Annotated in this window: 28 protein-coding genes and 2 pseudogenes; 15 read left to right on the top strand and 15 right to left on the bottom strand. The window is 41.2% G+C overall.

What is annotated here, in order from left to right:
- Nucleotides 1-27 precede the first annotated feature (27 nt).
- Nucleotides 28-2685, bottom strand: coding sequence for an MMPL family transporter (locus tag AC0OMU_RS10505; RefSeq protein ID WP_181218357.1), 2658 nt, complete (start codon nucleotides 2683-2685; stop codon nucleotides 28-30).
- Complete coding sequence (locus AC0OMU_RS10500) at nucleotides 2682-3140, bottom strand: MarR family transcriptional regulator (protein WP_474241160.1); 459 nt, start codon at nucleotides 3138-3140, stop codon at nucleotides 2682-2684. Before AC0OMU_RS10500 ends, AC0OMU_RS10505 begins: the two co-directional genes overlap by 4 nt.
- Nucleotides 3141-3308: 168 nt before the next feature.
- Between AC0OMU_RS10500 and dinB the strand changes: the two genes are divergently transcribed.
- From dinB to vmlR, 3 genes are all read left to right on the top strand, one after another.
- A complete protein-coding gene (gene dinB, locus AC0OMU_RS10495; RefSeq protein WP_015482874.1) occupies nucleotides 3309-3827 on the top strand; it encodes a damage-inducible protein DinB in 519 nt (172 codons plus the stop codon).
- Nucleotides 3828-3998: 171 nt separating this feature from the next.
- Nucleotides 3999-5375 carry an amino acid permease gene (locus AC0OMU_RS10490; RefSeq protein WP_014475969.1) on the top strand — a complete coding sequence of 459 codons (1377 nt, stop codon included), beginning with the start codon at nucleotides 3999-4001 and terminating at the stop codon, nucleotides 5373-5375.
- 322 nt (nucleotides 5376-5697) lie between these two features.
- The gene (gene vmlR / locus AC0OMU_RS10485; RefSeq protein WP_100506843.1) at nucleotides 5698-7326 is read left to right on the top strand and encodes an ABC-F type ribosomal protection protein VmlR; all 1629 of its coding nucleotides are present in this window, start codon (nucleotides 5698-5700) and stop codon (nucleotides 7324-7326) included.
- Nucleotides 7327-7366: 40 nt separating this feature from the next.
- Here vmlR and AC0OMU_RS10480 read toward each other — a convergent pair whose 3' ends face one another.
- Nucleotides 7367-7933, bottom strand: coding sequence for a TetR/AcrR family transcriptional regulator (locus AC0OMU_RS10480; RefSeq protein ID WP_015382894.1), 567 nt, complete (start codon nucleotides 7931-7933; stop codon nucleotides 7367-7369).
- A gap of 18 nt (nucleotides 7934-7951) precedes the next feature.
- Nucleotides 7952-9133, bottom strand: coding sequence for an MFS transporter (locus AC0OMU_RS10475; protein WP_015482873.1), 1182 nt, complete (start codon nucleotides 9131-9133; stop codon nucleotides 7952-7954).
- 484 nt (nucleotides 9134-9617) lie between these two features.
- Here AC0OMU_RS10475 and AC0OMU_RS10470 point away from each other — a divergent pair, with 484 nt between their 5' ends.
- Nucleotides 9618-9947 carry an HIT domain-containing protein gene (locus tag AC0OMU_RS10470; RefSeq protein WP_174616607.1) on the top strand — a complete coding sequence of 110 codons (330 nt, stop codon included), beginning with the start codon at nucleotides 9618-9620 and terminating at the stop codon, nucleotides 9945-9947.
- Between the two features lie 10 nt (nucleotides 9948-9957).
- Here the strand turns inward: AC0OMU_RS10470 and AC0OMU_RS10465 are convergent, their stop codons facing one another.
- The 3 genes from AC0OMU_RS10465 to AC0OMU_RS10455 form a co-directional block, all read right to left on the bottom strand.
- Nucleotides 9958-10431: a GNAT family N-acetyltransferase gene (locus AC0OMU_RS10465; protein ID WP_015382892.1), complete on the bottom strand. Its 474-nt coding sequence runs from the start codon at nucleotides 10429-10431 to the stop codon at nucleotides 9958-9960.
- Between the two features lie 162 nt (nucleotides 10432-10593).
- Complete coding sequence (locus AC0OMU_RS10460; RefSeq protein ID WP_474241159.1) at nucleotides 10594-10938, bottom strand: DoxX family protein; 345 nt, start codon at nucleotides 10936-10938, stop codon at nucleotides 10594-10596.
- The gene (locus tag AC0OMU_RS10455) at nucleotides 10935-11534 is read right to left on the bottom strand and encodes a TetR/AcrR family transcriptional regulator (RefSeq protein ID WP_015382890.1); all 600 of its coding nucleotides are present in this window, start codon (nucleotides 11532-11534) and stop codon (nucleotides 10935-10937) included. Before AC0OMU_RS10455 ends, AC0OMU_RS10460 begins: the two co-directional genes overlap by 4 nt.
- Before the next feature lie 354 nt (nucleotides 11535-11888).
- Here AC0OMU_RS10455 and AC0OMU_RS10450 point away from each other — a divergent pair, with 354 nt between their 5' ends.
- The 3 genes from AC0OMU_RS10450 to cotP are packed head-to-tail and all read left to right on the top strand — an operon-like array spanning nucleotide 11889 to nucleotide 12861.
- Entirely contained in the window at nucleotides 11889-12161 is a 273-nt protein-coding gene (locus tag AC0OMU_RS10450; RefSeq protein WP_038827544.1) for a spore germination protein, read from the top strand.
- Nucleotides 12162-12174: 13 nt separating this feature from the next.
- A complete protein-coding gene (locus AC0OMU_RS10445) occupies nucleotides 12175-12417 on the top strand; it encodes a spore germination protein (protein WP_014475957.1) in 243 nt (80 codons plus the stop codon).
- 12 nt (nucleotides 12418-12429) lie between these two features.
- Nucleotides 12430-12861 (top strand): spore coat protein CotP, encoded by a 432-nt coding sequence (gene cotP, locus AC0OMU_RS10440; RefSeq protein WP_015482870.1) that lies wholly within the window; start codon nucleotides 12430-12432, stop codon nucleotides 12859-12861.
- Between the two features lie 14 nt (nucleotides 12862-12875).
- Here cotP and AC0OMU_RS10435 read toward each other — a convergent pair.
- Nucleotides 12876-13370: pseudogene (locus AC0OMU_RS10435) on the bottom strand (DUF421 domain-containing protein); the annotation flags it as partial.
- Between the two features lie 310 nt (nucleotides 13371-13680).
- On the opposite strand from AC0OMU_RS10435, the pseudogene AC0OMU_RS10430 reads away from it, so the two are divergent.
- The 4 genes and pseudogenes from AC0OMU_RS10430 to AC0OMU_RS10415 all read left to right on the top strand — a co-directional run bounded on the left by AC0OMU_RS10430 (nucleotide 13681) and on the right by AC0OMU_RS10415 (nucleotide 15281).
- A pseudogene (locus AC0OMU_RS10430) lies at nucleotides 13681-14149 on the top strand (DUF421 domain-containing protein).
- Nucleotides 14150-14272: 123 nt separating this feature from the next.
- Entirely contained in the window at nucleotides 14273-14500 is a 228-nt protein-coding gene (locus tag AC0OMU_RS10425; RefSeq protein WP_015482869.1) for a spore germination protein, read from the top strand.
- A 32-nt stretch (nucleotides 14501-14532) separates the two neighbouring features.
- Nucleotides 14533-14826, top strand: coding sequence for a hypothetical protein (locus AC0OMU_RS10420; RefSeq protein ID WP_252494309.1), 294 nt, complete (start codon nucleotides 14533-14535; stop codon nucleotides 14824-14826).
- Nucleotides 14827-15044: 218 nt separating this feature from the next.
- Nucleotides 15045-15281, top strand: coding sequence for a spore germination protein (locus AC0OMU_RS10415; protein ID WP_015482867.1), 237 nt, complete (start codon nucleotides 15045-15047; stop codon nucleotides 15279-15281).
- 49 nt (nucleotides 15282-15330) lie between these two features.
- Here the strand turns inward: AC0OMU_RS10415 and AC0OMU_RS10410 are convergent, their stop codons facing one another.
- The 4 genes from AC0OMU_RS10410 to AC0OMU_RS10395 form a co-directional block, all read right to left on the bottom strand.
- On the bottom strand, nucleotides 15331-15669 hold the full coding sequence (locus AC0OMU_RS10410) for a thioredoxin family protein (RefSeq protein ID WP_015482866.1): 339 nt from the start codon (nucleotides 15667-15669) through the stop codon (nucleotides 15331-15333).
- 185 nt (nucleotides 15670-15854) lie between these two features.
- A complete protein-coding gene (locus AC0OMU_RS10405; protein WP_003234169.1) occupies nucleotides 15855-16244 on the bottom strand; it encodes a DoxX family protein in 390 nt (129 codons plus the stop codon).
- Nucleotides 16245-16341: 97 nt separating this feature from the next.
- On the bottom strand, nucleotides 16342-17280 hold the full coding sequence (locus AC0OMU_RS10400; RefSeq protein ID WP_063336268.1) for a ring-cleaving dioxygenase: 939 nt from the start codon (nucleotides 17278-17280) through the stop codon (nucleotides 16342-16344).
- A gap of 15 nt (nucleotides 17281-17295) precedes the next feature.
- Nucleotides 17296-17916 (bottom strand): nitroreductase family protein, encoded by a 621-nt coding sequence (locus AC0OMU_RS10395; protein WP_474241158.1) that lies wholly within the window; start codon nucleotides 17914-17916, stop codon nucleotides 17296-17298.
- A gap of 467 nt (nucleotides 17917-18383) precedes the next feature.
- On the opposite strand from AC0OMU_RS10395, the gene mneP reads away from it, so the two are divergent.
- The 4 genes from mneP (at nucleotide 18384) to AC0OMU_RS10375 (ending at nucleotide 22133) form a co-directional block, all read left to right on the top strand.
- Nucleotides 18384-19277 (top strand): manganese transporter MneP, encoded by an 894-nt coding sequence (mneP, locus tag AC0OMU_RS10390; RefSeq protein ID WP_015382881.1) that lies wholly within the window; start codon nucleotides 18384-18386, stop codon nucleotides 19275-19277.
- 112 nt (nucleotides 19278-19389) lie between these two features.
- Nucleotides 19390-20202: a MerR family transcriptional regulator gene (locus AC0OMU_RS10385; protein ID WP_181218351.1), complete on the top strand. Its 813-nt coding sequence runs from the start codon at nucleotides 19390-19392 to the stop codon at nucleotides 20200-20202.
- Nucleotides 20203-20291: 89 nt separating this feature from the next.
- Nucleotides 20292-20981 (top strand): DUF554 domain-containing protein, encoded by a 690-nt coding sequence (locus tag AC0OMU_RS10380; protein ID WP_015382879.1) that lies wholly within the window; start codon nucleotides 20292-20294, stop codon nucleotides 20979-20981.
- 249 nt (nucleotides 20982-21230) lie between these two features.
- Entirely contained in the window at nucleotides 21231-22133 is a 903-nt protein-coding gene (locus AC0OMU_RS10375; protein WP_015482865.1) for a carboxylesterase, read from the top strand.
- 412 nt (nucleotides 22134-22545) lie between these two features.
- On the opposite strand, the gene AC0OMU_RS10370 is transcribed toward AC0OMU_RS10375, so the two are convergent.
- From AC0OMU_RS10370 to AC0OMU_RS10360, 3 genes are all read right to left on the bottom strand, one after another.
- Nucleotides 22546-24717, bottom strand: coding sequence for an MMPL family transporter (locus AC0OMU_RS10370; protein WP_474241157.1), 2172 nt, complete (start codon nucleotides 24715-24717; stop codon nucleotides 22546-22548).
- 112 nt (nucleotides 24718-24829) lie between these two features.
- Complete coding sequence (gene ydfI, locus AC0OMU_RS10365) at nucleotides 24830-25471, bottom strand: two-component system response regulator YdfI (RefSeq protein ID WP_015382876.1); 642 nt, start codon at nucleotides 25469-25471, stop codon at nucleotides 24830-24832.
- Entirely contained in the window at nucleotides 25464-26687 is a 1224-nt protein-coding gene (locus AC0OMU_RS10360) for a sensor histidine kinase (protein WP_474241156.1), read from the bottom strand. The genes ydfI and AC0OMU_RS10360 overlap by 8 nt, the downstream gene beginning before the upstream one ends.
- Nucleotides 26688-26894 lie beyond the last annotated feature (207 nt).

Genomic DNA, 26894 nt, shown 5'->3' with positions numbered 1-26894 from the left:
GATGACCATTCATCACTCTTCTCTCGATTATTCTTTTCCTTTCTTCCTGCCGAACGGCCACCAGTTTCCTTCTCCAAAGGTCGCAATGATTGCCGGAATGAAGAGCGGAAGTATGACAAGGCCGTAAAGCAAGAGTCCGATGATGATAACACTTGCCACCTGCATCAGTGTATTGACGCCTGAAGGCATCATCGCCGCGAACGTACCGGCCAATATAATGGCAGCTGTAATAATGACAGATCCCATTTTGCTCATTGACCTGACGACACCTTGCTGAATGCCAAGGTGCACCTCTTCCTTAAATCGATCAAGCAAGAAGATTGAATAATCTACCCCTAACGCGATCAAGATGACAAAGCTGAAGAATGGTACTGCCCAGCTGACGCCGGCGTTTCCTAAGCCATTTACAAAAATTAATTCTGTTATGGATATCGACGTATAGTACGTCAGCAGCAGTGACGCGAGCATATAAATCGGCATGATCATGGAGCGGAACAAAATGGTTAACACGATAAACAGGCCTATAATCATGATCACCATTGTTCTGGAGAAGTCCGTTGTGGACAGCTCTTTTAAGTCCGCATTCATACTCGTGACCCCGCCGTATACGATCTGTGCATCCTCCAAAGGAGTGCCGTCAACTTCGTTTGCGACAGCTTTTTTAATTTGGTTTATTGTCGTAATAGCTTGTTCTGAGTAAGGATTTGAATCCAGAACGACACTTAATTGAACACCTTTTCCGTCCGCAAAGGAATACTGGTCAATTGACTTCTTAAAGTCTTTGTCCTTCATTACTTGATCAGGAATGAATATGCCTGTATCTCTTACAGTTGGACTTTTGCTCATGTCCTCTAACATATCACTGGAAGCTGTAATACCGTCAGAGACTTTCGTCAGGCCATCATTTGCGCTTTTCACGCCTTCGGAAAGCTTCTTTAGGCTTTCTGTCAGCGTTCCGGCTTGTGCCTGCTGGCCTGAGAGCTGCTGGTTCGCTTGTTCAAGGCCGGTTTGAATCTGGCCAAGCTGTCCGCTGATTGCCGTAAGCTGCTGCACGGTCTGTGCGGTATTGCCGGTTTGGGAAATCTGTTTGCTCATGAGCTGCAGCTGCTGATTGATTTTGCCCAAGCCATCTGCCGCATCGCCCAGTGAACCGCCAGACTCTCCATTTGAGGCCGAGCCGGTTTGCCCTGCCATTTGATTCAGTCCGTTTTCTATATCCGTTAATCCACTTTGGACATCGGCAATCCCTTTTACCGTCTTATCCAGCCCGTCTGAAACCGATCCTAGCTGGTTATCAATATATAAATCTTTGATTTTTTTACCAGTCGGCTGCGTAATGGTCATAACAGAGTCAACATGATCAACTTTCTCGATCGCTTTGCTGATATTTCCTAGATAAGGGATTGTATCAGCTGTTGTAAGATCTTTGTCTCCTTTTACGACAACATTGATCGGGAACGCTTTTCCTTCCCCGAATCCATCCTTAATGGCCTCGAGAGCTTTTATAGATTTATAATCGCTGCTGATTTCCACAGTTGAGTCGAATGAAATCTGGTCATCATAGGTCAAGATGAACGGAAGCGTGATAATGACCGTGATGACTATAAACAGAAACGGACGAGCGACGGAATGCCTGCCGAGAAACGCCCATAATTTGTTATCACTGTGCGACAGCACTTTCTTAGAAGGCCAGAATAATTTTTCACCCAGCGTCACCATAAATAATGGCAGCAGTGTGTAGAGGATGATCATTAAAATTCCCACACCGACTGCTACCCCTACTGCGGATTGGAAAATCGCAAACTTCGCAAATCCTAAGGCTGAAAATCCGATCAATACCGCAAATCCGCTGATAAATAAGGTTTTTCCCCCCGTGCGGTAAGCGATAAGCGCCGCTTCTTTTTTATCATGCCCGTTTGCCAATTCTTCACGGAATCGTGTAAGAAGCAGTATGCAGTAATCTGTTCCAATGCCGAACAGGATCGCAACTAAGAAGGTTTGCGTGAACGTCGAGATAGGAAAATCAACATTGTATACAAGGATGCCCAGTATGGATTGACTGATCAGATAAGAAAAACCGACAACCACAATCGGAATAAAAGGCGTCACAACAGATCGGAACACGATCAACAGTAAACCGATGATCAGGCAGACTGTGATCACTTCCGTTTTCTTAAGCCCTTCCTCTGAGCTGTGAGCGAAATCCTGGTTGATAAGGGAAGCTCCCGTAATATATGCCGTCAAATCATCAGGAACGATTTGATAAATCTCGTCCGCAATTTTTTCCGCCTTTTTATCAGAACCTGTAATCGTGACAGGCATGAGAACGGTTTTCTTGTCTTTCGACATCAACTGGTCTTTGACTTCTTTTTCCGCTGACAGAGGAGATGTTACCTCTTCTACACCGTCGATCTTTTTGATTTTATCGATCATGGCGCGGAGCTGGTCCTCTGTTTCTTTCTTTAAAGCGTGGTCTAATGTAAAGACAACACTGATCGAATTATTGTCTTCTCCCGCTTGTTTTAAAATGGCGTTTGCCCTTTCTGAAACAGCATCAGCGGGAAGCTGGGCCTGCCCCTTTTGATTGGCCAGCTCCGTTAAGTTCGGAGAAAACAAACTCAAAACGACGGTTAGTGCTAATACTATGGCTGCAATTGCCCACTTGAATTTGATGATTGCTCTCATTCGGCAGAATCTCCTCCTTTAAATTTACTTTTTAAAATGGTGAATATCTCGATGATGGAATGTAAGTGTTCCTCATCTATATCATCGATCAGCGGTTTGAGCGCATTAAAGATGGCAGAATCTAATTCTTCTAGTATGTTTTCACCGCTGGGTGTAATGTTAATAAGCTTAGAGCGCCTATCACTTTTTGCCGGACAGTCGTCCCATTGAACCAATCCCTTTTCGAGCAGCTTTTTCAGTCTGTTAGAGATCGCGCTCTTATGTACATTTTGGTACATGGCCAGGCTGCCGGGAGAGGTTGGGCCCTTGACTTTTAAAATTTTCAACAGGTCTGCCTGTTCCCTTGAGATATGCTTGAAGACATCCTGATTGATTTCACGATGCACAAATTCTGTCCCTTCAAGCAGGACTTCCACAAACAGGTTTATCGCCTGGCATAGCTTTTGTTCATTCAATATCTTCCCCTCCTCATTATAGTTTATCCCGCTAAACTTTATGTTCAATGCCAATTAGTTTATTCCCCTAAACCATATATGTCAACAGATTTTATTCACGAGCACTCTACATAAGAACTCATGTTCGTGTATAATGGAAGATATACACACGAAAGGGGGAATTTTAACATGTCAGATTTGGCATTCAAATTGTATGAATATAACGTCTGGGCCAATCAACAAATATTCAACCGATTAAAAGAGCTTCCAAAAGAGGTATACCATCAAGAAATTCAAAGTGTGTTTCCGTCAATATCCCATGTATTGTCTCATGTTTATCTTTCTGATCTCGGCTGGATTGAAGTGTTTTCCGGCAAAACCTTGAGCGATGCGTTGGCTTTAGCTGAACAGCTTAAAGAACAGACAGAGGCAAAAGAAATAGAGGAAATGGAAGACCTTTTTCTGAGGTTATCCGAGCGCTTTACACTATTTTTACAGCAAAAAGAACAGCTCAATAAGCCACTCCAGATTCAAAATCCCTCAAGCGGCATCATGAAAACAACTGTTTCCGAACTGATTCCCCACGTTGTCAATCACGGGACATACCACCGCGGCAATATCACAGCAATGCTGCGGCAGGCAGGCTACGCATCCGCACCGACAGATTACGGGCTCTACCTGTTTATGAAAAAAACTGAAAAAGCATAAGAAAGCGGCTCCCTAAATGGAGCCGCTTTTTTCGGGAAATAGTCCAAATCACATTAAAATTCTTTTCATCAATCCTTTTTTAGTAAAAAAGATAGAAATTTTAGTGTTATAATAATCATTAAAAATAGAATGCTGACTCAATAAACAATTTTCAATGGAGGAACACATAAAGTGACAGACGACATGACGAAAGACAATATAAATCAGCAAACGTTGCAGAGAGGCTTGAAAAACAGGCATATCCAGCTCATCGCCATCGGCGGAGCCATTGGGACAGGCTTATTTCTCGGCTCAGGCAAATCGATTCATTTTGCCGGACCGTCGATTTTATTTGCTTATATGATCACAGGGATCATTTGCTTTTTAATTATGAGATCGCTGGGTGAACTGCTGTTATCAAACTTGAACTATCACTCTTTTGTGGATTTTGTACAAGACTACCTAGGCGATATGGCAGCATTTATCACCGGCTGGACATATTGGTTCTGCTGGATTTCCATTGCGATGGCTGATCTGACAGCAGTCGGGCTCTACACTCAATATTGGCTCCCGGGTGTGCCGCAATGGGTGCCTGGCTTAATCGCTCTTATTATTTTACTGATTATGAATCTGGCGACAGTCAAGCTTTTTGGAGAATTAGAATTTTGGTTTGCTTTGATTAAAGTCATTGCCATTTTGGCGTTAATCGTCATTGGCCTTGTGATGATTTTCAAAGGCTTTTCCACAAGCTCAGGAGTGTCCAGCTTCACAAACCTCTGGAGCCACGGAGGCCTGTTCCCGAATGGCATGCACGGGTTTATCCTCTCGTTCCAGATGGTTGTGTTTGCTTTTGTCGGCATTGAGCTTGTCGGGCTTACAGCCGGTGAAACAGAAAACCCTGAAAAAGTAATCCCTAAGGCGATTAACAATATTCCTGTCCGTGTGCTGCTTTTTTATATCGGGGCTCTTCTCGTGATTATGAGCATCTATCCTTGGGATGTCATCAATCCCAGCGAAAGCCCATTCGTACAAGTATTTGTCGCGGTTGGCATCGTCGGGGCTGCAAGTATTATCAACTTTGTTGTGTTGACATCCGCTGCTTCAGCATGCAACAGCGCTGTATTCAGTACAAGCCGTATGGTCTATTCCCTGGCGAAAGATCACAATGCGCCTGAGTCAATGGCGAAACTGACTCAGCGTAAAGTGCCTAGAAATGCTTTATTCTTTTCGGCTATCGTGATTTTAATCGGTGTTACGTTAAACTACATTATGCCAGAAGGCGTATTCACCCTGATCACAAGTATTTCAACCGTATGCTTTATCTATATTTGGGGGATTACGGTCATCTGCCATATGAAATACCGCAAAACAAGACCTGAATTAGCGAAAACAAACAAGTTTAAGCTTCCGCTTTATCCGTTTACAAATTACCTGATTCTTGCGTTCCTGGCGTTTGTTCTGGTTGTGCTGGCACTGGCACAGGATACTCGTGTTTCCTTATTTGTCACACCGGTTTGGTTTATTTTGCTGATTGTGATTTATAAAGTGAGAAAAGCGAAGCATCAATAAGACTCGAAACTCCTGCCTTAAAAATGAGAGCAGGAGTTTTTTTGATGAAAATGACCTTTGCTTTTGAATTTGAAGGTATGCTATAGTATTTGTAATCAAACAAGAAGGGATGATGGGTGGACAATGATTAACTAATCTTATTTTTACCGTTTGAAATCAATATTTCAAATCAGAAAAAATAGGATTAGTCTGCCCATTTTCTATATATACGACACTGCTATTTATAAATAAATAGCTTATTTGATCATGCAACGGCGCGGCTAATCCTTCCAACACATTTTGGGAGGATTTTTTTATTCTCCCTTTAAAGCGAGGGATATGGATGAAAGAGATCGTAACATTAACAAATGTCAGCTATGAAGTGAAGGATCTGACTGTTTTTAAAAACATAAATGCCAGTGTTCAGCAAGGAGATATCATTGGGATTATCGGCAAAAACGGTGCTGGGAAATCTACGCTGCTGCACCTCATTCACAATGACTTAGCCCCTGCACAGGGACAAATCCTTCGGCAGGATATAAAAATGACGATGGTTGAACAGGAAACCGCGGCGTATTCCTTTGCGGATCAGACACCTGCCGAAAAGAAATTATTGGAGAAATGGCGTGTGCCCGTCCGTGATTTCCAACAGTTAAGCGGCGGTGAAAAACTGAAAGCGCGGCTGGCGAAAGGACTATCAGAGGATGCAGATCTGCTGCTGTTAGATGAACCGACAAACCACCTTGATGAAAAAAGCTTGCAATTTCTCATTCAACAGCTGAAAAGTTATAGAGGCACTGTAATTCTTGTTTCTCACGATCGTTATTTTTTAGACGAAGCCGCAACAAAAATATGGTCGCTTGAGGATCAGACGCTGATTGAATTCAAAGGGAATTACTCCGGGTATATGAAGTTCCGGGAAAAGAAAAGACTCGCCCAGCAGCGTGAATATGAAAAGCAGCAAAAAATGGTTGAACGGATTGAAGCACAAATGAATGAGCTCGCTTCTTGGTCGGAAAAAGCCCACGCCCAATCGACGAAAAAGGAAGGGTTTAAAGAATATCACAGGGTAAAAGCGAAGCGTACGGATGCCCAGATAAAATCCAAGCAGAAGCGGCTTGAAAAAGAGCTGGAAAAAGCAAAGGCGGAACCCGTTACCCCAGAATATACAGTCCGCTTCTCATTCGATACAACCCACAAAACAGGAAAACGTTTTTTAGAAGTTCAGAATGTAACAAAAGCGTTTGGAGAAAGGACCCTCTTTAAAAACGCAAACTTTACAATTCAGCACGGCGAAAAGGTAGCGATCATAGGACCCAATGGCAGCGGAAAAACAACATTATTGAAAATCATTCTGGGACAGGAAACGGCTGAGGGAAGCGTATGGGTATCGCCGTCCGCAAATATCGGCTATTTAACGCAAGAGGTGTTTGATTTGCCTTTAGAACAAACACCGGAAGAGTTATTTGATCATGAAACATACAAAGCAAGAGGGCACGTTCAAAGTCTGATGAGACACTTAGGTTTTACAGCTGCCCAATGGACTGAACCGATCAAGCATATGAGTATGGGTGAGCGTGTAAAGATCAAGCTGATGGCATATATGCTGGAGGAAAAAGACGTGCTGATTTTAGATGAGCCGACAAACCATCTCGACCTGCCTTCACGCGAACAGCTGGAAGAAACACTGTCACACTACAGCGGCACATTGCTGGCGGTTTCACATGACCGATACTTTCTCGAAAAAACAACAAACAGTAAACTCGTCATCTCAAACAACGGCATCGAAAAGCAGTTAAACGACGCTCCTTCAGAAAGAAATGAGCGGGAGGAGCTTCGATTAAAGCTTGAGACAGAAAGACAAGAAGTGCTGGGCAAGCTCAGTTTTATGACGCCAAATGATAAAGGGTACAAGGAGCTTGATCAGGCTTTCAATGAGCTTACGAAACGAATGAAAGAGCTGGATCAATAGCGTGTAGGGGATACCAAGGGCTGTTCGCCCTTGGTATTTTTCAAGCTTTTGCCTTCAGCCCTCGCCAAAAAATATCGAAGGAAATCTCTAAAGACCGCTCAAATGATTGTTTATTCTCATAAACCAGCTGAATGTTCAGCCCGTCAAAAAGAGTGATGAAGGCTATCGCACACTTCTCGGGCGGACAGGTGATGACCGATTCTTTAAAAACAAGTGCAACCCGGCTTTTCAAAGCATGCAGAAACATCAAGTACTGGGCTGAAATAAAATCACTTACTTCAGCAGGAGCCTTAAACGACATTGCCTGCAAAAAGGCTACATTGGGCATAGCATGAAAGCGCACCTGTGTTTCTTTTAAAAAATCATATATAAGATTCTTGGCTGGCATATGCTTTCGTGATTCAAAAAAATCATTGATAAACGCTACTTCTTCTTCAACAATCTCGGGGTATACTTCCATCAGCAGGTCCTTTTTTGACGAGAAATGGTAGGACAGAGATTGTTTCCGAATTCCTAATTCTTTTGCAATATGCGCCATTTTGACTCCCTCGTAGCCAAGTTCATTAAATTGGCGAACGGCTGCGCGTTTTATATTCTCACGGGTCACTGTTCTGCCCTCCCCAAATTATTTCATCCGTTTTCTCTTGGAACAGATAAATAAAATATATAATAAAAGAAACAACAGGTACACCAAAATAGAAGCGATATAAAGCTCCCGATAAGAATAAATCGTTGCCACCACACCTAATAACAATGATCCTCCGCCAATTCCCATATCAAAAAAATTAAAGAATGTCCCCATAGCATCCTCATGTTCATGCTCTTCTACTAGATTGATACACCATGTCTGGATAGCCGGAAATATTGAGCCGAACCCAAATCCGTAACATATCGCCGCAGTAAAAAACATTGCATTGGTTTGGGCAATATATAATATTGAAAGGCCTGCTATTGAGAATATTGATGCGGGGATAAGGATGGCTGCCGCTCCGAATCGGTCAAATATTTTCCCGGAGATAAGACGTATAAAAAAACTGGCTGCTGCAATCAGAAAGAAAAACATTCCGACACTTCGGAAACCCTTTTCGATCGCATAGAGCGCAAAGAAGGACATAATCCCAGATGCAGCAATGCCGACTAAAAAAATTAGAAACGAAGGAAACAGCACACGTCTTTCTAACACCTTTATCTTTATCCTTCCCTTTTCACCCGTGTCTTTTGCTTCAGGCCGCCTCCGCACAAGTGCAGCCATAAGCACTGCCAGTAAAAGAATGGACATCCCGCCTAAAAAAAGCCTCTCAAAATCATAAAGCTCCAGTGCTGAGATACCAATCATAGGCCCAACCGAAACAGCAATCGTTTCGCCTACCCCAAAATAGCCAATCCCCTCGCCTCGGCGCTCCTTCGGAATAATTTCCGCGGCAATCGTCGCAAAATAAGTAGTAGCTAATCCAAAACCGGCACCATGTATTAAGCGAATGAGCAATAGGACGCTCACATCTGACGCCAGATAATATGCACCGGTTGAACAGGCACTGATAACAATTCCAAATATAAGTAAATTTTTTTTATTAAATCGTTGAGCCAAAACCCCTGCAAAAGGACGTATGGCAATGGCAGATATCATAAAAATACCTGTAACCAATCCGACTTGCTTTGCCCCGCCTCCGATAGCAGTTACAAACAATGGCAATGTCGGCAATAACATTTCAAACACCATAAATAAAAAGGCATTTGAAAGTGTGACAAAAATAAATGATAAGGACCACATTTTTGCAGTATGTATTTTTTCCGCCTGTAACTCCATGAGCTTCTTCTCCTTTTCTGTTGATCGATTTAATTGGTTACACTCACTTTATCTGACTATAGTCAGATTGTAAACTGGAAATCCACGAAAAAATTATGATAACCATTTATTTTTAAATGTTTTCACTCAAAAAAACTGACAATAGTCAGACTTCCAAATGAAAGAAAATAAGTTTGATTCGATCGTTATAGGCGAGAAGCTCCGTAAAATGTTGACGATTTCAATAATAATGCACATAAAAAAAGAACAACACACGTTGTCCTTGTTTATATCTTAAAGTACCCTGTCACCACTTCCAGATAGGCATTTCCATACTGGAGGAAAGGATCAGAGCCTGCTGCCGTCATAGGACACCATTTTGTTTTCAAACATCAAAACGAACTGAAAATGATAAAAAGTGTTCCCCTAAATCAAATGCAAAAGAAGGGAAATAACGGAAGACAGTAGAAGGATAAACCCAACAAACAAAATGAAGATGGATCATATGACTGAAAACTTTTACTGTGATGAGGTATTTAGCGGCAAAACGAAAGTGAATAAGGTAATAGAGACGGATAACATATTGGCTTACTATCATACAAAGCCTTTTTATCCGGTTCATATTGTAGCTGTTTCCAAGAGACATATCTCTTCGTTAATCACCTTGGAAGAGTCCGATCATGACTTACTTCTTGAATTAATGAGTGTCATTCAAGAAGTCGCTTCCATGGTGACGGACGAAAAAGGCGCATGCCGTGTAATCACCAACTTAGGAGCTTACCAGGACTCTAAACATTTACATTGGCATATTGTGTTTGGAGAACCGCTTAAGTAAGCGTCTGGGGTCAGCACAGCTGTTTCCGCATACGTATATTGGTCATGGCATAACCCATCTTCTGATAAAGATAGACGGCTGTCTCGTTGTGTGCAAATACATGTAGAGCCAGCCTTTCCGCACCAAGCTCTCTTGCTCTTTCATCAAGCGTTTGAAGCGCCAATTGAGCAAGTCCTTTTCCGCGAAAGGCTTCATACAATCCAAAGGAATAGATAAACGCTTCCTTTTGCGGATGAAATGGATCAGCATACAGCCAGAGCCAGCCCATTCTTTCCCCTTGGTCATTTGTGATGTTCCAAAAATAATGATTGCTGCTGTCTCGCCCATTCGGAATCATGTTCTCATATGCTTGCTCCGATTTCTCAAATGCCTCTTTTTCCGTCCAAGTTCCTGACGTTATGTTTTGTTTCGCATAATTTTGCACGGACATCCCGCGAAAGGCTTCGAACTCTTCCTCAGTCATGTCTTCCAAAGTTAATGCCATCCTGTATTCCTCCTTTATAAAAAAAGCCCAGCTGATGCCGGACGAATAACGCAGAAATGGAGCTCTATTTTACTGATTCAGTTAATTCCTGGACTTTCTATTATTCGATAAGAAAAGGAGATTTCCTGCAAATGGGCTTGTTCTTAAACATTAGTGAAAAGCTTACGTGTAACTCCCCATGATGATCATGATAGAAACAATCAAACAGATCATCGCTGGTATCGCCATGATGACCGATTGTCTTGCTCGAAACATATGCGCATGAATTGCTCCCGCCATGAGAACGACAACCAGAAAACCTGCTCCAATCGCTGCATACCGATTCCAAATTCCCGCGGTCATAGCAAGTGCCCCGGCTATTTCAAGAATGCCAGTAACAGTCAGAAACCATAATGGATATTGATAATGCCGCCAATGCTCAACTTGAAAGGGAACGCGGCTTACCTTTATGATGCCTCCCGTAAGCATAAAAACTGCCAAACTGATTTTCATAATAATAGATATCATCTTACGTCATTCCCTTTCGGAAGCATCCCGTATATTAAAAGATTCACAACCTCTGCTGCGAGGCTTGCCGGATCTTTGATTCCGGTTAACAAAAATGAATCGGTTAAATGTTCAATCATGCCGACCAAACACTCAGCGACAGTTTCCATATCCAGTTCAGAGTGAAAATAGCCAAGCCGCTGTTCTGCTTCTAAGTTCTCTTTCAAAACCATCGCCAAGTCTTTTTTCATTTGTTTTGCTTCCGGGTTGAGAAAAAAGCCGATCTTGGTTAAATCCTTGTCCTCAGCCAAAAATTGAAAAACAGTCTCTACAGCTAGCAGTACCCGTTTTGACACATCCTCCGTGTTTAATCCGTTTTCCAGAAGAAGTGACTCTGTCAGCTTTCTGACTCGAGAGTGAAAATCGGTGATTAACTCGGCAAAGATGGCTTCTTTGCTTTGAAAGTACAGGTAAAATGAAGGCTGTGTGAACCCAGCTTTTTTCACAATTTCACTTACCTTCGCGTCATGGAATCCCCGAATCGAAAATTCATTAGCGGCAGCTTTGAGTAACCGTTTCCGGCTTTCTTCTCCTTTACGTCCTTTTTTACTTTTCAACGAGGACCACCCCCAAAAATAATACTCGCAAGTAATGTTACTCACGAGTATTATTTCATGGCATTAGCTTCATTGTCAATGATTTCAAACTGATCCTGTTTGCCAGCTTCCTTTATTAAAGGGTCTCATGTATTTCGAATAACTGAATCAATTCATTGATTACTGTATCAATGGCTTTTCATTCACTGATAAGTATTTGCCAATAGATTGAAATTCAGGCTGTGACAAACTTTATTCTTTTTTTCTAACGAGCATCACTCCGGGGCCAGATAGAGTTTTGCTCGCAAATGCAAGGAACAATTGGGTGCAGCGGCGCATAATGTACTGTACAGAATGATGGAAGGGTGTGATGGGATGCCGTCTACAATAATCAACCTATATTATTTAAAGATCAACAGTATTTCGGGCAATGGTTCAATTACAATAGGTGAAGCCGCGCATAACAGCCATACCGCAAATAATAAATCCCAAGGGATCAACTCCTCTTTCGGTGATACATCACCTGCAGAATCAATCATGGAAAACTTCTTAAATGATCCTGATGTCAACGACCAGACAGAACTCGGAAACTCTGATAATACCACTATGAATGCTCCTCAGCTTCCAGTACCACCAATTTTAGATTAAAAGGAGTTTCGCTATGCCATACCAAATTAACATCGCAAATATTAAGGTGAACGGCGTCACACAAAACGGAAATATTGATGTCGGTCCAACCGTACACAACAGCCATACAGCGAACAGCAAATACTTTGGGGCAAACTTTTCTCTAGGGGATTTTTCGCCTTCTTCTTCTCTTTTAAATACTGGGAACCTCGATACTGATATCAGTGATCAAGACCAAATTGGAAACCCTTCTGCACCGATTTCAAACCAAATTTAAGGAGGATCCTAGATGGATCTCGAAAAAATGAGAAAGTGGCTTGAGATTACAAATGAATATAAGCAAAATGACTTTTGGACAAATGTGCTCAAGTATAAAGCCCCGGAACAATTTTTTAATACCAACACCTATACTCTCGTTTACGACTTTTATCAAGATGAAGAATATAATTTTATCATTGTGGAAATGCCCGGTTTGTATGAGGAAGAATTAACGATCCGCTTACTATCTAAAACCCAGCTGCTGATCAAAGGAACGATCACGCCGGTTTTTCCAGCCGAAATGGAGGTGCAGCGTGAACGGTATTACGGCGAAATTGAGCGGACGATTCAGCTTCCTGAAGCTACTGAATTTCATTTATTACAGTTTCAGATGTTAAACGGGCTTCTGCACATTTCGTACCCAAGACAAGTTGAAACCATTGCGTTCAATAAGGGGCTTTAAGATTGATTGTTCCTTCATTCCTTATCCATAGGGGCTGATATATGGTCTTTATATTGATCCACATAAATATCCCCATTACCCAGCAGCACTGCGTACACGGTCTCTTTCACCTTTATGTCTCTTTTTCGCAATTCTTCCAAAAGCCAGGATTCCGTCAAACGATTCTGCTTTAAATTATTCTCAATGATTTCTCCGTCCATAATAAGCTCTATCGGAAGCCTGTGTTCTTGGTTTACCGCAATCATTAAATCCTGTTTGGTCACATGCCGGAATTGCGGTTTTCTTAACACAGTCAGCTGACCATTCGTTTCAAGAATGGCAAAAAGTACTTCTTCGATATTAAATATTTCTTTTTCCCGTAATTGCTGATTTAAATAATCAAGTGTGTAACGCATTTTCCTCATATTTGATTCAAGTATCTTCCCGTTTTGAATCAGCACTGTAGGATCTTCAGCAAAAAATTTCCTCAGCTTCCTGTTCTTTATCGACAGGAACGAAATAAGAAAAATGGCGTTCCTCGCCTCCCAGATTGTTTTGGCCAAAAAACTCCTGCTGCTATCATTGTTTGGCTTAATATATCCATCTATACCAAAAATATCGTTTGGTTTAGGACAGAATGAACCAACTGCCTTTCGGATATATTAAATTGCGATTGGCCGATAGAAAAGCCAATCCCATGACAAATCTAATTCATCATTGGTCAGGTGGTAGCATGAATTTCACTTGGGAATCTCTTGTTCTCATTGTAGCCGGAGTCATTTTGCTGAGAATTTCAGGAATGAAATCAATCGCACAAATGACTTCAACTCAAACGGTTTCATGATTTCAATCGGAACTATTATCGTGCAGCCAATCATCAAGTACAGCCTTTTCAAAACATTAATTGCGGCGGCAATTTTCACAATAACACTCATCGTTATAGAATGGATCCAAATGAGATCGAACTTCATTGAAAAGATGTTGACCGGAAAAGCAAAAGTTGTTATTGAAAACGGACAGCTTCATATCGAAAACTTAAAGAAGATGAGACTTACAGTTGATCAACTTGAAATGCATCTAAGGCGTTACGGCTATACAAGATGTCAAAATTGCGACATTAGAGGCAAACGGGCAATTAGGAATAGAATTAACTGATGACGCCAAACCCTTAACTGTCAGGGATCTGAAAAAACTCATTCACCCGGATTTCATAAATAAGGACGGACAAGCCCATTTGTCTAGCAATCAGAATATTTTTGATGAAATTGGTAAAAAGAATAAAAAAAACATCCCTAAAAAACTGCATTAACAGGCACTTGTGGAATTTTGCAGGTTTTTGTCTCTCGTTGAATGTTTTTGCCGTTTTGTTTAAGCAATTGCTACTCACACACCATATTGTATAAACAGTCATAACAGAGAGGAGAGATGAAAGATGAAATTCCCAGTATATATTCATTCGATATCCGGAAACAGCATTTTTAATAACGGTTTTGCATTCTCCATCAGCCCTTTCTCTGTTTCTAAAGAGACAGATGGTTCCGGAGGGAATAATACAGGTTTGGTTTTTGAATCCAATGCTTTAAGCCAAACAAGCTCCGCCAATCAAGCCCTACATGTTACAAATGCGGTCCAAGAACTGCTTTCCAAGCTTTTAGCGTAAAAATAAGAAATGAACACTTCATGAGGTGCCGTATGCCTTTTCCAATTATTCACACAAACTTTTGGGATGCTGTGATAGCCGTTCCAATCATTATATTGATAACCCAAATCCTCAAAATATTATTGAAAATCCCCAAAACATTTGTACCGTCAGTTGCCTTAATAACAGGCCTTGTCATTTCTGTTTTCATAAGCCATCGACACAGCCTCTTTTCTGGCGTATTTATGGGCTGGTTTTATGGCTACGCTGCTATAGGCTCCTACTCATCATTAAAAACGACCATCTTATCCTTTAGGCAAACGAAAAACGATACATCAAATTCATAGATGACATATAACGATCTGCCGCCTCTTTATCAGGCGGCTTTATTTCTGCTGATAGGTTGATCATCTTCAAAAAAGATGCTCAATCACTCGCTTAAAGAGGCGCTATTATTTTTACCATTATGTTGATGCAATGATATAAAAACGCAATATCATAGAAGTAAATAGACTGCCAGCGTCCTCTATGACGGCTACTTCTGAGTGAAAGGAGTTTTTGAAGCATGCGATCTCAAATCAACATTTCAAATCTCACGATAAATGGAATGACACAAAACGCCAATACAGATATCGGACAAAACTTGCAAAACAGCCATACTGCGAACAGCAAAAATTACGGAGTCAATTTCACATTAGGAGATTATTCTCCTTCTAATTCAATTATTATTTCAGCAAGTTGTGATAATGATACAAGTGATCAAGGGCAGGTTGATAACCCTTCTTCACCTAGTGAAGAATAAATTGATGCAAAAAAAAGAACTCATTTGAGTTCTTTTTTACCTTATTTCTTTATTCACCTTCATATAATCGATAAACCCTTTTCAGCTTTTGTTCAAGCTGTTCAAAATGAACAAAACGGGCTTCTCTTAGAAACTCAGTCCCATCAATGAACAAAAGAAGCACAGGAACGGTGAAAACTGAAAATCTGCCGGCGACCTCTGTTACATCGTCAGCATTGATATGCCCCAATTTGATGTTTGGAAACTGATCCAATACTATTCTGAGCTGGGGCAGAACTGCGTGACATACTGTACAGCCAGGCCTTGATATATAAATAAAACTGAATTTGTGCTGTTTGATAAAATTTTCTATAGAATCTAATGAATGTAATCCTGTCATCTCTTTCATCCATTTACTCCTTCAAATAGGTCTGTTTTTCATGACCAAGCTCATCAATACGTATCATTCACTATACAGATTTATATTTATTATATCCGCTTTTTTGCTTTGCAGAGTACCTGCAAGTTTGCCGAAAATATCAAAATAAAAGAACAGTTACTGACAAGCAGCAACTGTTCTTACATACTTTCTTATTAAAAATGCAAAGCGTAAGCTCCTGAACCGATGAGTGCAACCCCTATGGAAACTGCAATGAGCACCAGGTTATATTCAAAACCTCCCGCGCCATTCGCAAAACCTTTCGCTCCATGGACTTTTACGATGGCACCTAACATAATGATCGTTATGATAGCAGCTCCAAGCGGGAGGAATACGCCTAAAATAAATAGAATTCCGCTTACTAACTCCCCAAGACCTGATAGCGCGGCCGCAACGTTTCCTGGTTTCACCCCAATTGATTCGAACCATTGTCCGGTTCCTTTAATCCCGTATCCGCCAAACCAGCCGAATAATTTTTGTGTGCCATAAAACAAAAACACCACACCAATCATTATACGAATAAGCAACAGTCCTGCATCTTCCATTTGTATCTCTCCTCATCTTTGATTTCATCTGATTCTTTGCTGACATATCCAGCAATCATCAATTGAATATATGTTTCTTTATTTTTTATGTGTCAAATCAATCTAACTCTCTTACTTCAAACGGCAGCAGCCCTTGTTCAATTTGTGTGCGATGCGGTTCATATTGCACAGGCAGCATCAGTTTTTCGCCCATTGTATCTTGTGTTTCATCATGTGCAAAGCCCGGGGGATCAGTTGCGATTTCAAACAGGATTTCCCCATGTTCCCTGAAGTAAATGGCATTAAAATAGTTTCTATCCCGAACAGGAGTTACACCATATCCGTGGGAAGCAATATATCTTTGCCAATCTAACTGATCTTCATCATCGTTAGCCCGCCAAGCGATGTGATGCACCGTTCCGGCCCCCATTTGCCCGCGGCCAATAGGCGTTAACTTAAGGTCAATCACATTTCCGATATCACCGGCAGAACGATAACGAACGAAGTCTCCTTCTTTGCCGACTCGCTCCAGCCCCATGATGTTTTCTAAAAGGTCAGCGGTTTTGTCAGGCTGCGCTGATAATAGGGTTGCACCCCCAAAACCTTTAATGGCAACATCGGGCGTTACATCTCCGAAAGTCCACGTATTAGCCTCTCCTTCTTCTCTTTCCACGATTTCTAAGTGCAGTCCATGAGGATCATCAAATTCTACATATTGTTCCCCAAAGCGCTCGATTTTGGTGTATGGAACGTTGAACTTTTCTAGTCTCTTTTCCCAAAATGCCATAGCCCCTTTCGGCACGACATACGAAGTCACGCCAACTTGACCGTCTCCAATGACGCCTTGGCGGGCTCCAGCCCACGGAAAGAAGGTAATGATTGTTCCCGGCTTCCCGCCTTCATTCCCAAAATAAAGATGATACGTACCTGGGTCATCAAAATTGACAGTTTGCTTGACCAAACGAAGCCCAAGCACTCCTGCGTAGAAATCTGTGTTCTCTTGAGGGTGACCGACAATCGCTGTAATATGATGAATTCCCATCGTTTTTTTAGCCATTTTTATCCGCTCCTTTTACATATACTCAACAAACTCATTCACAGGCTTCCGGTAGCCGCGCGGTCTTCTGCTCTCTGTTTTTTCTTTTCCAATCGTAATCATCATGACAACCTCAAATTGGTCGTCTATGTTCAAAATCCGTTTTACGGCTTCCGCATCAAAGCCGATCATCGGGCAGGTATCCCAGCCTTTTTCCTTAGCACTCAGCATAAACATCATCGCAGAAAGTGAAGCATTCCTTATCGCCTCATCTCTCTTAAATTGTTCTCCCCTGTTTTCATAAAACGAAACAGTGTCGTGCACCATGTGGTCATACTCTTGCTTATTTAATATCCCCAATACCTTTAAACCTTCATAGATATCAGCCGCTTGTTGATATGCCTGCTTATCCCCTAATACCAAGAGAACCGCAGAAGAGCTAACCACTTTAAATTGTCCGTTTGCGGCCTGCTTCAGCTTTTCTTTTACGTCCTGGTCAAGAACCGCCACATATTTTGTATGCTGCAAATTAAAAGCCGATGGCGCCAATGCAACCAATTCAAACATTTCATTGAGGTCTTCTTTTGTGATTGGATGACCTGAAAGAAAATTGCTTGCAGATCGTCTTTCATTGACTAACTGTATAAATTCAGCCATTATGATACACTCCCTTTTATCTCGAATTCGAGATATTATGTTATAAAAAATCATATTGAATATTGTGTAAAAGAACTGACAACGATTGAACACTTAGAATTGCGCTTGATCGCTGATCTTTTCAATCAAATATCTCGAATTAAAATATCTTAAATATGAGATAATAATAAAATACAGATCTTCTCATGTCAATAGGTTTTTGAGAATCAGGTGGAAATTTTTCTCTGACGACAGCATTTTAATTGCGAATCATCACTGTTGTTACATTAGAACTCATTTGTATGACCTTTTAGCACAACTCCAACTTTTTTTCTGTCACCTTATTTATTAGTAAACAGGAAACAACGTTGCTATAGACCCACTCGAAATTGAATTGGTATGATAAGCAAAGTGATTACACAAGAAAGGATACGGAGAGCGTATATAGAGCACTCCTATTTTTTTGTGCAGTTTTATAGGAGGAAAAAATGGCAAGTGAAAGAGAACAAATAAGCAGAAAAGTTGCTTTGATTGCATTGATCGCCAATCTGATCTTAATGGCAGGAAAGGTCTTTTTTGGGCTGGTAGGCGATAGTGAAGCCGTGTTTGCAGACGGAATACATTCCGCGGCAGATGTCGTTGCTTCGATTGCAGTCTTGGCAGTGATCGGCATTTCCAATAAACCGCCTGATCAAGACCATCCTTTTGGTCACGGAAAAGCTGAAGTCATTAGTGAGGCGATTGTAGGAATTATCTTAGTGATCGTATCCGTTTATATCCTCATAGAAGCGATTCTGTCCTTTGTTAAAGGGCCAAGCGTTCCCCAATATAGCGCATTGTTTGCGGCACTGATTTCCTACATGGCTAAGCAGATCTTATATCGTTATTCCATCAAACAGGGGGAGAAATGGAACAGTAAGGCGATTATAGCGATCGCATACGATCATAAAGGCGATATCGTGGCCTCTCTTGCCGCTTTTATCGGCGTCCTGTTGGCTATCATCGGAAACACCCGCGGATGGTCCTATCTGTTGTACGCCGATGCCATTGCCAGTGCAATCGTTGCTTACCTCATTTTTAAGATTTCAATGGAATTAATCAGGCCGTCTGTTGATGTGCTCATGGAAAAGAGTGTTGATCCCGAGCTGATAGAGGAATATAAAGCTGTTATTTTTCAATGTGATCAGGTAAAACGAATCGATAGAATCCGCGCGCGAGAACACGGCCACTATAAATTGCTTGATGTCCGTTTATCTTTGGATCATGATTTGACAATTAAGCAGGGACACGACATTGCCCGCGAAATTCGAAATGAAATCAAAAGACAGTTTTCAGATGTAGAAGAAGTGCTCATCCATGTAAATCCTTATTTCGAAGAATGAAAAGCTCCTTTTTTCGAAGGAGTTTTTTCTTTATGCTGCAAACTTTACCTTTAGAACTCGCCGTACTATATAATGTGTGTATATCAATCAGAGGGACAGAAAGGTTGTTAGAATGAAGGAATTTTTTTCGATTGGAGAAGTGTCAAAGTTATTCAATGTGAAAATCTCTGCTCTTCGGTATTATGATGAAATCGGTCTTTTGAAACCGGAATATAAAGACGAGCAAACAAACTATAGATATTATTCTACCCAACAGTTTGAGCGGCTGGATACCATCAAGTATTTGAGGACCCTAGGCCTGCCAATCAATAAGCTTCTTGATTTTTATAACTCTCAAAATACAAACACTCTTCTTCATTTACTAAAAAGCCAGCAGGCTGAAATTGATCGCAAGAAGAAAGAATTGGAACGCATCGAACGAAAGATCTCCCGACGCATCGCACATATAGAAGATGCCGTTAACATGCCGTTACATCAAATTTCAAAAATCAAACTTCCTGCAATGCGTGTGGCTTACTTGCAGCATGAATATGTTCTCGGCCATGATATCGAGCATTCGTTAGCTGAATTGAGAACCCACCTGAATGTGAACGAAGATATATTCATAGGCAAGATCGGTTTATCCATATCAGCAGCAAATGTGAAAGCAAAACAGTTTGACAAATATTCCAGTATATTTATGATTCTTGAAGATGAAAATGAAAAAACTTCTTCAGAAATCATCTTTCCTTCAAAAGAATATCTGCAAATTAGGTTTAAAGGGTCACATCCAGAAGCCGAACCATACTACAAAAAATTACTGGCATATATGAAAGAACATCATTATGAGGTAGCAGGGGACTCAATCGAAATCACACTCATTGATTATGGTATTACGAATAACCTAGATAATTACGTGACTGAAATCCTGATGCCCATCAAATAATCTCATGAATATGTTTTTATCTCCCTTGACTCTCTACTAACTAGAGGGTTTATTTTTTATGCAGGAATGATTTTTGGAGGAGAAAGCTTATGTTTGGAACGATTTTTAACACAGTGATGATCATTGCAGGAAGCATAATCGGGGGGATATTCAAAAAAGGCATTAAAGATGAATACCAGGATATTTTGATGCAGGCAATGGGATTCGCTGCGGTCGCGCTGGGGATCAACGCCATTACACAGCATTTGCCTGATAGTAAATATCCTATTCTATTCATCGTGAGTTTAGCCATTGGAGGTTTGCTAGGCCAGATCATCAATTTAGAATTACGATTCAACAAGCTGGTGAACAAATTTTCTAAAAGCAATTTAGCAGAGGGCTTATCAACTGCGGTCTTATTATTTTGTATCGGTTCGCTGTCAATATTGGGCCCTGTTGAAGCCGCTTTGCATGGAGATTATACATATCTCCTGACAAACGGGATGTTAGATGGGATCACCTCCATTGTGCTCGCTTCAACTTTTGGTTTTGGAATAGCGGCTGCTGCCATTGTATTATTTGCCTGGCAAGGCTCCATCTATTTATTTGCTAAAGTAATGGAGAGCGCAATCAATACAGACCTTATTAATGAAATCACAATTGTGGGAGGCATACTCATCCTCAGTTCAGGTCTAAGCATTCTTGGAATCAAGAAGTTCAAAACATTGAATTTGCTGCCTTCCCTCTTGATCCCTCCTGTTGTGATTTTTGTGATTCATGCATTTGAATTGCGGTTTTAATGAAGCGGCTCCACAAAGGAGGTTAATATTCTGTTATATTGATTTTCAATAATCTGTTTCAATCGTTTTATTTCCTTTTCATCTTGGATTTGACGTCGAATAACAACTGTATTATATTGTAAATAAAGTCTGTTATATCAAAATCAGATTCCCCATCACGAAACGGCACATTCATATAAACAAAATTGGGAGGGGCATTTGTATGTCAAACCATTCATCCATATAAACAAAATTGGGAGGGGCATTTGTATGTCAAACCATTCATCTAGTATTCCCGAATTAAGTGACAACGGTATCCGCTATTATCAAACTTATAATGAAAGCCTTAGTCTTTGGCCGGTCCGTTGCAAATCATTCTATATATCTACTCGTTTTGGTCAAACACATGTGATTGCAAGCGGCCCAGAGGATGCCCCGCCGCTTGTATTACTCCACGGAGCATTATTCAGCTCGACGATGTGGTATCCCAACATCGCCGATTGGAGCAGCAACTACAGAACTTATGCAGTTGACATCATAGGTGATAAAAACAAGAGTATTCCTGAGAATTTAAGCGGTACAAGAACGGATTACGCCAATTGGCTTCTTGATGTGTTTGACAATCTGGGGATCGAAAAGTCCCACATGATCGGACTTTCGCTTGGCGGTCTCCATACGATGAATTTCCTTTTACGTATGCCTGAGAGAGTAAAAAGCGCAGCTATACTGAGTCCGGCAGAAACGTTTTTGCCATTTCATCACGATTTCTACAAATACGCTCTTGGCCTTACAGCGTCAAATGGAGTTGAAACATTCTTAAATTGGATGATGAATGATCAGAATGTGCTGCACCCGATTTTTGTGAAGCAGTTTCAGGCAGGGGTAATGTGGCAGGATGGATCAAGAAATCCAAATCCTAAAGCCGACGGATTTCCGTATGTTTTTACCGATGAGGAATTACGTTCAGCAAGAGTTCCTATCCTATTATTACTTGGTGAACATGAAGTCATCTATGATCCCCACTCAGCCCTGCACCGAGCCTCTTCATTCGTTCCTGATATTGAGGCGGAAGTCATTAAAAATGCCGGACATGTTTTATCGATGGAACAACCCGCTTACGTAAATGAACGTGTAATGCGTTTTTTCAGTGCAGAAACAGGCATTTCACGGTAAGGGCTTATAAGATAGTGATTTGCATTTCTAAAGTCCTGAATATGCTTCTAGCCGGGCATTTCAAAAAATAGAGTCTCTCTTATGGACGCTATTATTCTTGGACAAAACCCGCAGCTGGTTTTGTGTGCTTGTTTCTTTAGGTTTCTTATATGATCAGTTAGTTTATTCTTAGAATTATCAAGAACCTAGGCATTATGGAGAGAAGGCAGCGTCAAAAAAATCATTTGATGTGCTTTATCACTTCTCCTGGGATGCCTGCTAGCATGACGCAGCTTCTGCCAATATGAAACAAAGTTCCATCCATATCGAAAATGAGTGATTGCGCCATAAGCGTCTCCTTTTAACTGTCGACTTCATCTTCTAAATACTACCATAAGCAAAAAAGCAGATCATAAAAGATCTGCTTTTTCTATTACATGATTTGCTTCTTTTGTTCATGATCTATTTCTGGCTGTATTTCCTTTGTCAGTTGATGCCCTTCTATATCCACGTTCGGAATCATCTTGTCCAGCCATTTCGGCAAATACCAGGCTGCATTCCCCATCAGCTTCATGACACTTGGAATCAGTGTCATTCTTACAATAAAGGCATCAAAGAGCACACCAAAGGAAAGAGCTAATCCGTTGGCTTTAATAGAAGCTTCACCTGCAAAGATAAATCCTGCAAACACGAAGATCATGATCAAGCCGGCTGCTGTAACAACAGGACCACTGTGTTTTAATCCAGCCTGAATGGCTTGTACTGGATTCTTTGTTTTTACATATTCTTCACGCATTCTGCTGACAAGAAATACTTGATAATCCATAGCTAAACCGAACAGAATCCCAATCGATAAAATCGGCAGGAAGGCGAGTATCGGCCCTTTTTCAGGTATTTTGAAAAAATCGATGAGATTGCCGTCTTGCAAGACAAATACACAGATTCCAAGAGTGGCTGTCATCGTCAACATGAAACCTGCAACAGCAACAAGCGGCACAAGCAGCGAACGGAAAACGATGGTCAGCAATACAAACGCAAAGCCAACAATAAGTACAGCAAACACCGGTATCGCATCATTCAGGCGATCTGAAATGTCAATATTCACTGCAGTCGATCCAGTAACAAGCAAATCTACTCCGTTTTTATCTGACAAACTGCGTACATCGTGTACCAAATCTTTTGTTGTGACATCATTTGGACCTGTTTCCGGAACGACCGTAATGATGGCAAAGTTCCCTTCTTTATTAGGCATTGCAGGGGTGACACTTGCTACATGGTCTAAGCCCTTTATTTCTTTCACTGCATCTGCGAAAGCCTCCGCCTTATTTTTTGCAGCATTTGTGGCATCCGCTACGATTGTTAATTGGCCATTAAATCCTTCTCCAAAGCCTTCGGCAAGCAAGTCATATGCCCGGCGATCCGGATTATCCTTAGCTTTCATCCCAGCATCAGGCAAGCCCAGTTCCAAATGCATAGACGGGATACTAATGACGAGCAAAATCAGAATGCTGCATACACTTAGCATGATAGGATTTTTGGTGACAAAGCGTCCCCAGACATTTGTTTCAGTACTTTGTTTTTCTATTTTCTTGTTTGATTTCGGAATCATCCGCTTCCCTGCAATCGATAAGACCGCAGGCACAAGTGTGATGGAAGCCAAAACAGCCATCAGTACACTAAGCCCTGCTGTCAGCCCCATCGCAGACATAAAAGGAATGTTAACGACAGTCAATCCGCAAAGTGCAACGATAACAGTAAGTCCGGCAAAAACGACTGCGCTTCCCGCTGTTCCCACGGCTCTCGCAATTGATTCATTCTTTTGTATGCCTTCGCCTAAAAACTGGCGGTGTTTCGTAAAAATAAATAAAGCATAATCAATACCAACAGCAAGGCCAATCATTCCGGCTAATGAAAGACTGACGGAAGCAATATCAAATACTTGTGTCCCAATCAAAACCAGTCCAATACTTACACCTAAACCAATCAGTGCAGTTAAAATCGGCAAACCTGCTATTAATAAAGAACCGAATGTAATGGCTAAAACGACAAAAGCCAAGATAATGCCGACAATTTCAGAGACACCGCCTATCTCCATCTCAGCTCCCGGTACATCTCCGCTTAGCTCAGTTTGCAATCCTTCATCATCAGCCATTTTCAAACTGTCTTTTAAGTGTTTGATAGAGTAATCCTTTATATCATCTGCTGATGATTTATACTTGATATCAGCATAGGCAACTGTGCCATCTTTCGCGATTGTCCCTGTCACAAAAGGACTTGCAATCGAGTCAACAGAATCATCTTTACTGATTTCTTTGAACGTATCTTCTATTGCTTTTTTTGCTGGCTTCCCAGTAAGTTTCTCCCCATCACCAGCACCGAAAATAACCCGTATGCTCCCTTTATCAGGACCGTGAGGAAATTCTTTTTGAATCACATCCATCGCTTTTTCCGAAGGTGTGTCAGGTATGGACATATCCTCAGAAAAACTTGGTTTTAAGGTGACTGCAAGGCCTATCGAAGCAACTAACACAACGATCCACGCACATATGACTTTTATGCGATTGCGAGCAACCCATCCTCCTAATGTATATAACATTTTTGACATGATAATCTCCTTTCAACACATTGCTTGATCACATTTCTCATTGTAGTGGAGAATGAAATAAAAAAAACGTACATTCGGGCATGTACGTTTGGGCAATTTTCAAATATGGAGTTTAGTTGTCTATTGTCAGAATACCTTTTTGCATGGCAATCGTTACTGCCTCAGTTCTTGAATTCGCGCCTAATTTATTGTAAATGGACGTTAATCTGGACTTTACTGTTCGCTCAGAGACGCCCAAATCAAAGGCAATCGCTTTGCTTTTAAGACCTTTAGCAATTGCTTTTAGAACAATGACTTCCTTTTCTGTCAGCTGCGTCTCACTGCGCTGCTTTTTCATCCGCTCAAATTGGATTTCTTGAAGACGTTTGAGGATATCAGGCTGCAACAGCACATTACCTCTGATAGCTGCATCCATTGTGTGAAAAAGAGTTTCTGAACTCGTATCCTTTAACAGATATCCTTTCGCTCCTAATTCAATCCCTTCGATCATTAAGTGATCTTCATTATATGTAGTCAAAATAATGATGGGGGTATCGTGTTTTTCTTTTATTTGTTTAATGGCCTCTAACCCACTCATCTCCGGCATATACAAATCCATCAGAATGATATCCGGTTCTAACTCATCTGCAAGACGGACTGCGACTTTTCCATTTTCCGCCTCTCCTATAATGGTGTATTGATCATTCGTTTCAATTAAAAGCTTCAGACCTTCCCTCACGACAAGATGGTCATCAACGATTAAAACCTTATTCATCTTGCATCTCTCCCTGAATTGGTACAGTGATCTCAATTTGTGTTCCTTTCAATTTTGTACTCTTGATATTGAATTGGCCATTTATTGCCCTGACGCGTTCTTGTATGCCAAGAAGCCCATAATGTCCTCTCTTTTTCTTTCCTTTTTCAACATCAAATCCCTTGCCGTTATCCTTAACTGTTAAATGGAGCCTTCCCTTTTCATCATCCCAAATGGATATCCAGATTGTTTTCGCCTCAGCATGCTTTGCCGCATTCGTCATGCATTCTCCAATGATGTAATAACAGTTTTCAGCTGTACGCACATCCAGCACCTGATGCAATCTGTAATCTAATAAACAAGCCATGCCTGTCGACTCTATAAAATGATCCATCAGCGAGGTAATTCTTTCTTTTAAAACACCGATTTCTTCTGATTTGCTGCGGAGATCGTCAATAGCTGAACGTGCATCAGCTAATGTGCTTTTCACTCTTTTCATCGATTGTTGTATGATTTCCTTCGCTCTCTCTGTGTTGCCTTTGGCGAGATGAACATGAATCGCATCCAGCTGCATATTTAAACTGACAAGACCTTGAGCAAGCGTATCGTGTAAGTCTCGGGCCATCCGCTGTCTTTCGTTCTGCAGCGTCAGCTGTTCTACCTGCTGATGAGCCAGCTCCAGCCTTTCGAGAGTCAGCTGCGCTTTTATCCTTTCATCGACTTGGGCAAATAATGTAGCGGCATAAGTAATAATCACGATCATGATAGGTGCAGCAATCACAATAAAATGCAAATATTCACCTTTGTGAATCTGATTAGCTACATTTATTAACAGAAGAAGCAATAAACATAGAATGAGGAAAGTTTTTCTTCTGTCTGCCATTCCTATAATCTGTCCAATCAAAAATGCATAAAGGCCAATGAGGACCAGCACTAAGAAGCCCGTCATGAGATTAGCAAGTGTAAAAGTGATCAAACCTTGCAGTACAAAGTATAGAATGACCCTTTTCTTCACCCAGCGATATGAATGCCAATGCAGAAAAGAAAAAACAGCCATCAATATCGTGAAGACATTAAGCAATAAAATGGACCAGCTCGCAGTAATAAATTGCAGCACGACAGAGGCCACATAGATCATGAGAATAAAAGCCAGCCCCGGCACTCTGAGTGCAAGCATGTTTAATGCCCGTCTATCATGCGAGTAGTATTTTTCTTTGAAAGGATTCCTGATACGCAAACCTCATTCACTTCCTTTCCATTGGCAGAAGCGATATACACTCCAGCCACATATACATGTATCCCATCATTTTATAGGAAGAGAAGGTACTCAACAATACAAAGATGCGGTGAAGCATAAGCGTTTCCAACATGGATCATTGCCCAAACGTACATAAGCGGTCTGCCTTTATGTACGTTTTATCTTTCCGAATTTCCATTTACAATA

The organism is Bacillus sp. FAU18, assembly GCF_056033885.1.
The sequence above is the reverse complement of the archived record's forward strand: the minus strand, read 5'-3'. Positions and strand labels throughout refer to the sequence as shown.

Bases quoted from the DNA above. Each gene is read 5' to 3' on its own strand.
- AC0OMU_RS10505 (WP_181218357.1), bottom strand. From the start codon at position 2,685: ATGAGAGCAATCATCAAATTCAAGTGGGCAATTGCAGCCATAGTATTA.
- dinB (WP_015482874.1), top strand. From the start codon at position 3,309: ATGTCAGATTTGGCATTCAAATTGTATGAATATAACGTCTGGGCCAAT.
- vmlR (WP_100506843.1), top strand. From the start codon at position 5,698: ATGAAAGAGATCGTAACATTAACAAATGTCAGCTATGAAGTGAAGGAT.
- AC0OMU_RS10475 (WP_015482873.1), bottom strand. From the start codon at position 9,133: ATGGAGTTACAGGCGGAAAAAATACATACTGCAAAAATGTGGTCCTTA.
- AC0OMU_RS10470 (WP_174616607.1), top strand. From the start codon at position 9,618: ATGACTGAAAACTTTTACTGTGATGAGGTATTTAGCGGCAAAACGAAA.
- AC0OMU_RS10465 (WP_015382892.1), bottom strand. From the start codon at position 10,431: ATGGCATTAACTTTGGAAGACATGACTGAGGAAGAGTTCGAAGCCTTT.
- AC0OMU_RS10460 (WP_474241159.1), bottom strand. From the start codon at position 10,938: ATGATATCTATTATTATGAAAATCAGTTTGGCAGTTTTTATGCTTACG.
- AC0OMU_RS10450 (WP_038827544.1), top strand. From the start codon at position 11,889: ATGCCGTCTACAATAATCAACCTATATTATTTAAAGATCAACAGTATT.
- AC0OMU_RS10445 (WP_014475957.1), top strand. From the start codon at position 12,175: ATGCCATACCAAATTAACATCGCAAATATTAAGGTGAACGGCGTCACA.
- cotP (WP_015482870.1), top strand. From the start codon at position 12,430: ATGGATCTCGAAAAAATGAGAAAGTGGCTTGAGATTACAAATGAATAT.
- AC0OMU_RS10425 (WP_015482869.1), top strand. From the start codon at position 14,273: ATGAAATTCCCAGTATATATTCATTCGATATCCGGAAACAGCATTTTT.
- AC0OMU_RS10420 (WP_252494309.1), top strand. From the start codon at position 14,533: ATGCCTTTTCCAATTATTCACACAAACTTTTGGGATGCTGTGATAGCC.
- AC0OMU_RS10415 (WP_015482867.1), top strand. From the start codon at position 15,045: ATGCGATCTCAAATCAACATTTCAAATCTCACGATAAATGGAATGACA.
- AC0OMU_RS10410 (WP_015482866.1), bottom strand. From the start codon at position 15,669: ATGAAAGAGATGACAGGATTACATTCATTAGATTCTATAGAAAATTTT.
- AC0OMU_RS10405 (WP_003234169.1), bottom strand. From the start codon at position 16,244: ATGGAAGATGCAGGACTGTTGCTTATTCGTATAATGATTGGTGTGGTG.
- AC0OMU_RS10400 (WP_063336268.1), bottom strand. From the start codon at position 17,280: ATGGCTAAAAAAACGATGGGAATTCATCATATTACAGCGATTGTCGGT.
- AC0OMU_RS10395 (WP_474241158.1), bottom strand. From the start codon at position 17,916: ATGGCTGAATTTATACAGTTAGTCAATGAAAGACGATCTGCAAGCAAT.
- mneP (WP_015382881.1), top strand. From the start codon at position 18,384: ATGGCAAGTGAAAGAGAACAAATAAGCAGAAAAGTTGCTTTGATTGCA.
- AC0OMU_RS10385 (WP_181218351.1), top strand. From the start codon at position 19,390: ATGAAGGAATTTTTTTCGATTGGAGAAGTGTCAAAGTTATTCAATGTG.
- AC0OMU_RS10380 (WP_015382879.1), top strand. From the start codon at position 20,292: ATGTTTGGAACGATTTTTAACACAGTGATGATCATTGCAGGAAGCATA.
- AC0OMU_RS10375 (WP_015482865.1), top strand. From the start codon at position 21,231: ATGTCAAACCATTCATCTAGTATTCCCGAATTAAGTGACAACGGTATC.
- AC0OMU_RS10370 (WP_474241157.1), bottom strand. From the start codon at position 24,717: ATGTCAAAAATGTTATATACATTAGGAGGATGGGTTGCTCGCAATCGC.
- ydfI (WP_015382876.1), bottom strand. From the start codon at position 25,471: ATGAATAAGGTTTTAATCGTTGATGACCATCTTGTCGTGAGGGAAGGT.